General features: G+C 71.6%; 7 protein-coding genes. All 7 read right to left on the minus strand.

The window, feature by feature from the left end; translation table 11 throughout:
• Positions 1 to 54: 54 nt before the first annotated feature.
• Complete coding sequence (rfbC, locus tag AB1578_20785; GenBank protein MEW6490332.1) at positions 55 to 612, minus strand: dTDP-4-dehydrorhamnose 3,5-epimerase; 558 nt, start codon at positions 610 to 612, stop codon at positions 55 to 57.
• Positions 609 to 1,499 (minus strand): glucose-1-phosphate thymidylyltransferase RfbA, encoded by an 891-nt coding sequence (gene rfbA, locus AB1578_20790; protein MEW6490333.1) that lies wholly within the window; start codon positions 1,497 to 1,499, stop codon positions 609 to 611. Before rfbA ends, rfbC begins: the two co-directional genes overlap by 4 nt.
• A 13-nt stretch (positions 1,500 to 1,512) precedes the next feature.
• A complete protein-coding gene (gene rfbD / locus AB1578_20795; GenBank protein MEW6490334.1) occupies positions 1,513 to 2,568 on the minus strand; it encodes a dTDP-4-dehydrorhamnose reductase in 1,056 nt (351 codons plus the stop codon).
• A gap of 6 nt (positions 2,569 to 2,574) precedes the next feature.
• A complete protein-coding gene (rfbB, locus tag AB1578_20800; GenBank protein ID MEW6490335.1) occupies positions 2,575 to 3,660 on the minus strand; it encodes a dTDP-glucose 4,6-dehydratase in 1,086 nt (361 codons plus the stop codon).
• Between the two features lie 106 nt (positions 3,661 to 3,766).
• The gene (locus AB1578_20805) at positions 3,767 to 6,064 is read right to left on the minus strand and encodes an alpha/beta fold hydrolase (protein ID MEW6490336.1); all 2,298 of its coding nucleotides are present in this window, start codon (positions 6,062 to 6,064) and stop codon (positions 3,767 to 3,769) included.
• A gap of 135 nt (positions 6,065 to 6,199) precedes the next feature.
• Positions 6,200 to 6,598, minus strand: coding sequence for a thioesterase family protein (locus tag AB1578_20810; GenBank protein ID MEW6490337.1), 399 nt, complete (start codon positions 6,596 to 6,598; stop codon positions 6,200 to 6,202).
• Positions 6,595 to 7,190 (minus strand): phosphoglycerate mutase (locus AB1578_20815; GenBank protein ID MEW6490338.1); only part of this gene is annotated, 596 nt, incomplete at its 5' end. The genes AB1578_20815 and AB1578_20810, both read right to left, overlap by 4 nt.

A 7,190-nucleotide genomic window follows, 5' to 3' on the forward strand; every position in this document is an offset into this window, starting at 1 on the left:
GCGGGGACCCCTGAGGGGGTCCCCGCTTTGCGTTGGGGGGTCGGGAAGGGCGCGTCAGCCGGCCGCGGCCGGCGGAAGCTCCGCATCGGCCAGGAAGGGAGCCCGGCGGTCCTTCTCCGAGACGATGGGGGGGGCGGGCAGGGGCCAGCGGATGGCGAGCTGCGGGTCGTCCCAGCGCACGGCGCGCTCGGCCTCGGGGGCGTAGTAGTCGGTGGCCTTGTAGAGGACGTCGGCGGCCTCGGAGAGCACGACAAAGCCGTGGCCGAAGCCCTGGGGCACCCAGAGCTGGCGGCGGTTCTCGGCGGAGAGGCGCACCCCCGTCCACCGGCCGAAGGCGGCGGAGCCGGGGCGCAGGTCCACGGCCACGTCGAAGATCTCGCCGGCGACGACCCGGACGAGCTTTCCCTGGGGCTGGCGGATCTGGTAGTGGAGGCCCCGCAGCACCCCCCGGCGGGAGCGGGAGTGGTTGTCCTGGACGAAGCGCCCGGGAAGACCGGTGGCCTCCTCCCAGGCCCGCTGATTGAAGCTCTCGAAGAAGAATCCCCGTTCGTCGCCGAACACCCTGGGCTCGACGACCCACACTCCGGGGAGCCCGGTCTCGACGAGCGTCATCCCTCGCCCTCCCCGAGGCGGCCTTCCGAGGCGACCCGCTCCAGGTACTCGCGATAGCTCGAAGCCGGGGTCTGGGCAATGAGGCGCCCCATCTGGGCGTCGTCGATGAACCGGAGCCGCCAGGCGATCTCCTCCAGGCAGGCGATCTTGAGCCCCTGGCGGGCCTCCAGGGTGCCGATGAAGTGGCTCGCCTCCAGCAGGCTCATGTGGGTGCCCGTATCCAGCCAGGCGATGCCGCGGCCCAGGCGCTCCACCGTGAGCTCTCCGCGCCGCAGGTACTCGAGGTTCAGGTCCGTGATCTCCAGCTCGCCCCGGGGCGAGGGTTTGAGCGCCCTGGCCAGCGCCGTGACCTTGCCGTCGTAGAGGTAGAGGCCCGGTACGGCGTAGTGGGACTTGGGCGCCCTGGGCTTCTCCTCGATGCTCAGGACCCGCCCCTGGGGATCGAACTCCACCACCCCGTAACGATCGGGGTCCTTGACCGGGTAGCCGAAGATGCGGGCGCCCCCCTCGAACGCGCGCACGATGCGGTCGAGGCCGAGCTTTCCATAGAAGAGGTTGTCTCCCAGGATGAGGCACACGGGCTCCTCGGCCACGAACGCCTCGCCCACCAGGAAGGCCTGGGCGATCCCCTTGGGCTCGGGCTGCACGGCGTAGCGGAACCGGACCCCGAGCCGCTCCCCGTCGCCCAGCAGGGCCTCGAACCGCGGGGTGTCCTGGGGGGTGGAGATGATGAGGAGGTCGCGGATCCCCGCCGTCATGAGGGTGGCCAGGGGGTAGTAGATGAGCGGCTTGTCGTAGACCGGCTGGAGCTGTTTGCTGGCCACCAGGGTCAGGGGGTAGAGCCGGCTGCCGGCCCCGCCGGCCAGGACGATTCCTTTGGCGATCATGGGAACTCCAGAGTCAGATGTCCGTTGTCCGTGGTCCGTCGTCCGTTGGAGTGAGGGCAACGGTGCTCCGCACGGCGAAATAGCGGCGCAGGGCGTCGGGCCAGGGGGGGAGGGAGGCTCCGGTGGCGCGCCGGAGCTTCTCCTTGGAGAGCACCGAGTAGGAGGGGCGGCGGGCGGCCACGGGATACTCTTCGGTGCGGATGGGGCGCACGGCCCGAACCCGCACCGGCCCCCCCTCGCGCAGCCGGGCCACGATCTCTTCCGCGAAGGCGTGCCAGGTGCAGGAACCTTCGCCCGAGGCGTGGTAGATGCCGTAGGGCGGTGACGGGTGACGGGTGACGGGTAAGGGATGAGGCGTCTGCGAACCGCCTCCGCCGGCGATGGACCAAGGGCCGGTCGCATCGGGCAACCGGGCCGCCTCCCCGCCGGCCGCGGACCGCGCCACGCCGACCGCTCCCCACCCCAGCAGGCGGAAGATCGCCTGGGCCAGGTCCTCCGTGTACGTGGGGCATCCCACCTGGTCGGCCACCACCCGCAGCTCGTCGCGCTCCCCGGCGAGGCGGGCGATGGTCTCCACGAAGTTCTTCCCCCCGGGCCCATAGAGCCAGCTCGTGCGCACCACGTAGAACCTGTCGAGGCCGCTCTCCAGCACGCGCCGCTCGCCCAGGAGCTTGGAGCGGCCGTAGGCGCACAGGGGGTTGGGCGGGTCCTCCTCCGTGTAGGGCTCCCCCTTGGCGCCGTCGAAGACGTAGTCGGTGGAGAGGTGCACCAGCGCCGCTCCCAGCTCCCGGGCGGCCTCCGCCAGGTACCCGGGGCCCTGGCCGTTGACCTGCGCCGCCAGCTCCTCCCGGGCCTCGCACCCGTCCACGTCGGTGTAGGCGGCGCAGTTGACGATGAGCTCGGGTCCGAGCTCTCCCAGGCCGCGGCGCACGGCCTCCCGGTCGCTCACGTCGAAGCCGGGCAGGTCGAGCTCGGCAGGGGGGTTGCCGGCGGCGCCGAGGAGCCGCTTCACCGCGACCGCCAGCATGCCGTTGGCCCCCACGAGGGCCACGCGGGGCAGGCGCGCCATGGGAGGCTACCCCCGGTCCCCATACATCTTGCGGTAGTACTCCCGGTAGGAGCCGTCCATGACCGCCTCGGTCCACTCCCGATGGGTCAGATACCACGCCACCGTGCGCCGCAGACCTTCCTCGAAGGGGACCCGGGGGGTCCAGCCGAGCTCGGTGCGGACCTTGGTGGCGTCGATGGCGTAGCGGCGGTCGTGGCCCGGCCGGTCCTTGACGAAGCGGATGAGGGAGCGCCGGGACTGCCCGCCCGGGAGCGGAGCCGCCTGCGCGTCCACCAGGTCGCAGACGGCGTGGACGATCTCGATGTTCCGCCGCTCGTTGTTTCCGCCGATGTTGTAGGTCTGGCCGGGCCGGCCGGCCTCGAGCACCCGCAGCACGGCGTCGCAGTGATCCCCCACGTAGAGCCAGTCGCGCACGTTGGCGCCGTCTCCGTACACGGGGAGCTCGGCGCCGGTGAGGGCGTTGTGGATCACGAGGGGGATGAGCTTCTCGGGGAACTGGTAGGGTCCGTAGTTGTTGGAGCAGTTGGTGACGAGCACCGGGAGCCCGTAGGTGTGGAAGTAGGCGCTCGCCAGGTGGTCGGAGGAGGCCTTGCTCGCCGCGTAGGGCGAGCGCGGGTCATAGGGGGTCTCCTCGGTGAAGTAGCCGGTCTCCCCGAGGGAGCCGTATACCTCGTCGGTGCTCACGTGGACGAAGCGTCCAACCCGTGACGGGTGACGGGTGACGGGTGACGATGGCGCGGGCCAGGCGGCGCGGGCGGCTTCCAGGAGCGCGAAGGTCCCGAGGATGTTGGTGCGCACGAAGGCGTCGGGCCCCTCGATGCTGCGGTCCACGTGGGACTCGGCAGCAAAGTGGACCACGGTGTCGATCCCCTCCTCGCGAAACAACCGGGCCAGGAGGGGTCCGTCGCAGATGTCGCCGTGCACGAACCGGTAGCGCGGGTGGTCCGCGAGGTCGCCCAGGTTCGTCGGATTGCCCGCGTAGGTGAGCTTGTCGAGGTTCACGACGCGGCTGCCGGGCAGCGCCTCCAGGCACCGGCGCACGAAATTGCTCCCGATGAACCCGCAGCCGCCGGTGACGAGGATGGTAGGCATGGGGTGCACTCCTCCGGGGGGCTGCGGCGCGGGGCGACCCCGTTTCAGGACCCGGTCTCGCCATACAAAGGCACATCGCAAGGGTTGCCCATGGGGCGGGCCCGCGTCAAGCGCCCTGTTCCTCCGCCTGCTCCTGCTCCCGCTCCGCCAGGAAGGCCAGCACCCGCTGCCAGGTGTTGCCCACGTCTTCGTACAGAATGCCGTGGCGGTCCGAGGGGATCATGACCAGCTCCTTGCGGGCGCTGCCCAGCCCGTCCCGGATGATCTCGGCGCTGTGGGGGTCCACGGTGGGGTCTTCGGTGCTCTGGACGAGGAGCACGGGGCACCCCACGCCCCCCAGGTGGTCCTCCAGGTCGGCGGTGAGGCGCCCGAGCTCGTACAGGGCTCGGATGGGCATGTGCACGTAGTTGATGTCGGGGTGCTCCGGGTGGCTGCGGTGGAAGAGCATGATGCCCTGGATCAGGGCCGTGGAGCGCGCGAGCCGGTTGGCCCCGTGCACCAGGGGAACCAGGGTCATGCTCTTGTCGCGCACCTTGAGCGGCGGAGCGACGGCGGCGACCCCCGCGAGGCCGGCCGGTCCCTCCGCGGCCAGGCGCAGGGCCAGGGCTCCTCCGGCGGAAAACCCCACGGCGCATACCCGCCCGCACAAGGCGGCCAGGATCTCGTAGCCCCGGCGCACGGTGGCGAGCCAGTCCTCCCAACTGCGCTCCAGGAGGTCCCAGGGGGAGGTGCCGTGGCCCTTGAGCCGCACCCCCAGGACGGGATAGCCGAGCTCCCGCAGCCGCTCCCCGAAGGGCAGCATCTCGGCCGGGCTCGCGGTGAACCCGTGGACGAGGAGAACCCCGAGGGGGCGCGGGCGGTGGGGAAGGAAAAGGAACGGCTCGCCGCTGCGGGTCGCGGTCTGCTGCCGATTGATCTCCTCGTGGCGCGCCTTGCGAAAGGCCTTCCGGTCCCAGCGGTAGGAGCGGACCTCGTCGTCGAACCGGAGCAGCGCGAGCTCTCGCTCCGACACCCCGGGGGTCTCCTGGAGCGCCCGGTCCACGGCCTCCCGGGCCGCGAAAAGGGGCTCCACCTCGTTGTCGTACACGGCTAGGGGGTTTCCCACCCGCACCGTGTCGAAGGCGTGTTCCTGGCGCAGTTGCGGCGCCAGCCGGTACCAGTCGTCCTCCCGGGTGACGAGTCCCAGGCCCTCGGCCATTCCGAGGAGCTGGTCCAGCCCGGGGCACTCCCCCCGGAGGAGCCCTCCGTAGGCCTCGGGGTTTCGCAGGCTGCGGTGCAGGTGGATCCCGGACGCCCCCTGCACCCTCTTGACGGCCAGGTACAGGGTGCGGTGGAGCTCGGTGGCCCGCACGCCCGACACCCCTCGCTCGAGCTGCGAGAAGATCAGGTGCGACGCCAGGTGGCTCAGGTTCACGGTGAGCCCTCGGTACATCTCCTCCATGTAGGCGTCGCGCACCCGCAGGGCCCGGCGCCGGGCCCTGCGGTTCCACCACCGCTCGTCCCACCGGGATGTCGCCGTACGGGAAGCGAGGAACCCGTCGAGAGACCCCACCTTCTCCCCGACCCGCCGCAGGAGCCAGCGGTCGGCCGGGCCCCAGAAGCGTTCGGGCTGCACGGGCTCGCCGAGCCGGATGTCCATGTCGGTGTCGCGCAGCAGGATGTTGCCCTCGATGAGGAGCTCTTCGGCGAAGCGGGGATCCAGGCCCCGGGAGAAGAGCTCGGCTCCCCGCTGGAGCCAGTTTGCTTCGACGCGGATGGGATAGAAGGTGATGTTGGCCGGAACGATCAGGGTGGGGCGTCGGGCCGCCTCCAGCAGTGCCTCGGAGCCGTCCACGCCCAGGGCCTCGGCCCAGTGGGCGATGCGGTCCTCGCGCCCCTCCTCGGCGGCCCGGCGCACCGTGCGCCGGAAGGCCTCCACCGCCTGGGCCACCACCGCGGCGCCGGTGTGATGCTTGCGCCGCTCCTGGGCCGAGCGGGAGTACATGGCGTAGCGCCCCTTGCGGTCCACCACCCGGCGGTCCTTCACCATCCCCCCCTCGGGAAAGAGGATGACCTTGCGGCCCCGCAGGACCTCGGCCGCGAGGAAGGCCAGCAGCTCGGGGTAGTCGTTGGGCACGGCGCCCAGGCTCAGGAGGTACCGGGCAAAGGCGTCGCCCCCCCGGAAGAACTCGGCGCCCGCCACCGAACGGCTGAGCGCGCCGGTCTCCTGGTAGATCAGGTACTGGGGGATGAAGGTCTCGAACCGGGCGAAGTGGTTGAAGAGGAAGATCTCGCCGGCCTCGAGCTGGCCGCGGGCATGGTGGAGCTTGACGTTGACCTTGAGGACCTTGCGCAGCAGGGTAATGGTGCGGCCGGTCCACTCGTAGACCGTGGGGTTGATCCGGAGGTCGGCCTCGCTGAGCATGGCGGTTGGCTCCGCTCCCGCGTGGACAGTCGGGCTGGCAGCCGAAACCGGTGGGTCCGCTGCGCTTCCACCCACCCTACGGCCGTCCGGCCCTCGGGCTTTAGCTGCCGACAGCCGACCGCTGACCGCTCTGGGTCACCCCTCCTCGGGGGCCAGGACTGCGATCACCTCCGGGGACAGGCGCCGGGGCCGGCCCCCGGGGCCCACGGCCGCGTGCTCCGTCTCGCCCTCGGCCAGGAGCTCGCCCCCCTCGTCGCGGATGGCGTAGGCGAACACCACCCGGGCCCCCCGCGCCCGGGCCACCCGGGTCTCCACCGTAAGGAGGTCGTCGTAGCGGGCCGGCTTGCGGTACCGGCACCGGGCCTCGGTCACGGGAAGCTGCACGCCCCCGGCTTCCACCTCGCGGTACGTCAGCCCCCGGGCGCGCAGGTACTCGTTCCTGCCCAGCTCGAAAAACCGCAGGTAGTTGGCGTAGTACACCACGCCCATGGTGTCGGTGTCGCCGTAGATGACCCGGCAGTGGGCGGGGATCACCACAGCCGCGCCCTCCCCAGGACGTGCTCCATGAGGCGGTGGGCCTCGGTAACCACCACCCCGGTGGCACGGGCGCAGGCCTCGGTGAACGCCTCCCCCGGCACCGCCCCCGCCCCGTCGGACCGGTACAGGACAAAGGGCACGGGCTCCGCCGTGTGGGTGCGAAGGGGGATCGGCGTGGGGTGGTCGGGCAGGGCGAGCAGCGCAAAGGGCTCCCCCAGGGCCTCCAGGCCGGCCCGCATGGGAGCCACGACCCGGCGGTCGAAGTCCTCGATGGCCTGCACCTTGTGGGCCACGTTGCCCGAGTGGCCCGCCTCGTCGGGGGCCTCCACGTGGAGGTAGGCAAAGTCCGCACGGCCCAGGGCCTCCAGCGCCGCAGCGACCTTGGCCTCGTAGTCGGTGTCCAGGTACCCCGTGGCTCCCGCCACCCGCGGCGCCTCCAGGCCCGCCGCCCGGGCGATGCCCTTCAAGAGGTCCACCGCCGAGATCACTGCCCCCTCCAGGCCGAAACGCTCCCGGTAGGACTCCATGCGGGGCGCCCTGCCCTGGCCCCAGAGCCAGATGGAGTTGGCCTCCCGCTGCCCGCGCTCCC

Source organism: Thermodesulfobacteriota bacterium (assembly GCA_040756475.1).
Classification (GTDB): Bacteria; Desulfobacterota; Deferrisomatia; order Deferrisomatales; family JACRMM01; genus JBFLZB01.

Excerpts from the sequence above, each read along its gene's own strand:
- rfbA (MEW6490333.1), bottom strand. The coding sequence starts at position 1,499 with ATGATCGCCAAAGGAATCGTCCTGGCCGGCGGGGCCGGCAGCCGGCTC.
- rfbD (MEW6490334.1), bottom strand. The coding sequence starts at position 2,568 with ATGGCGCGCCTGCCCCGCGTGGCCCTCGTGGGGGCCAACGGCATGCTG.
- rfbC (MEW6490332.1), bottom strand. The coding sequence starts at position 612 with ATGACGCTCGTCGAGACCGGGCTCCCCGGAGTGTGGGTCGTCGAGCCC.
- rfbB (MEW6490335.1), bottom strand. The coding sequence starts at position 3,660 with ATGCCTACCATCCTCGTCACCGGCGGCTGCGGGTTCATCGGGAGCAAT.
- AB1578_20805 (MEW6490336.1), bottom strand. The coding sequence starts at position 6,064 with ATGCTCAGCGAGGCCGACCTCCGGATCAACCCCACGGTCTACGAGTGG.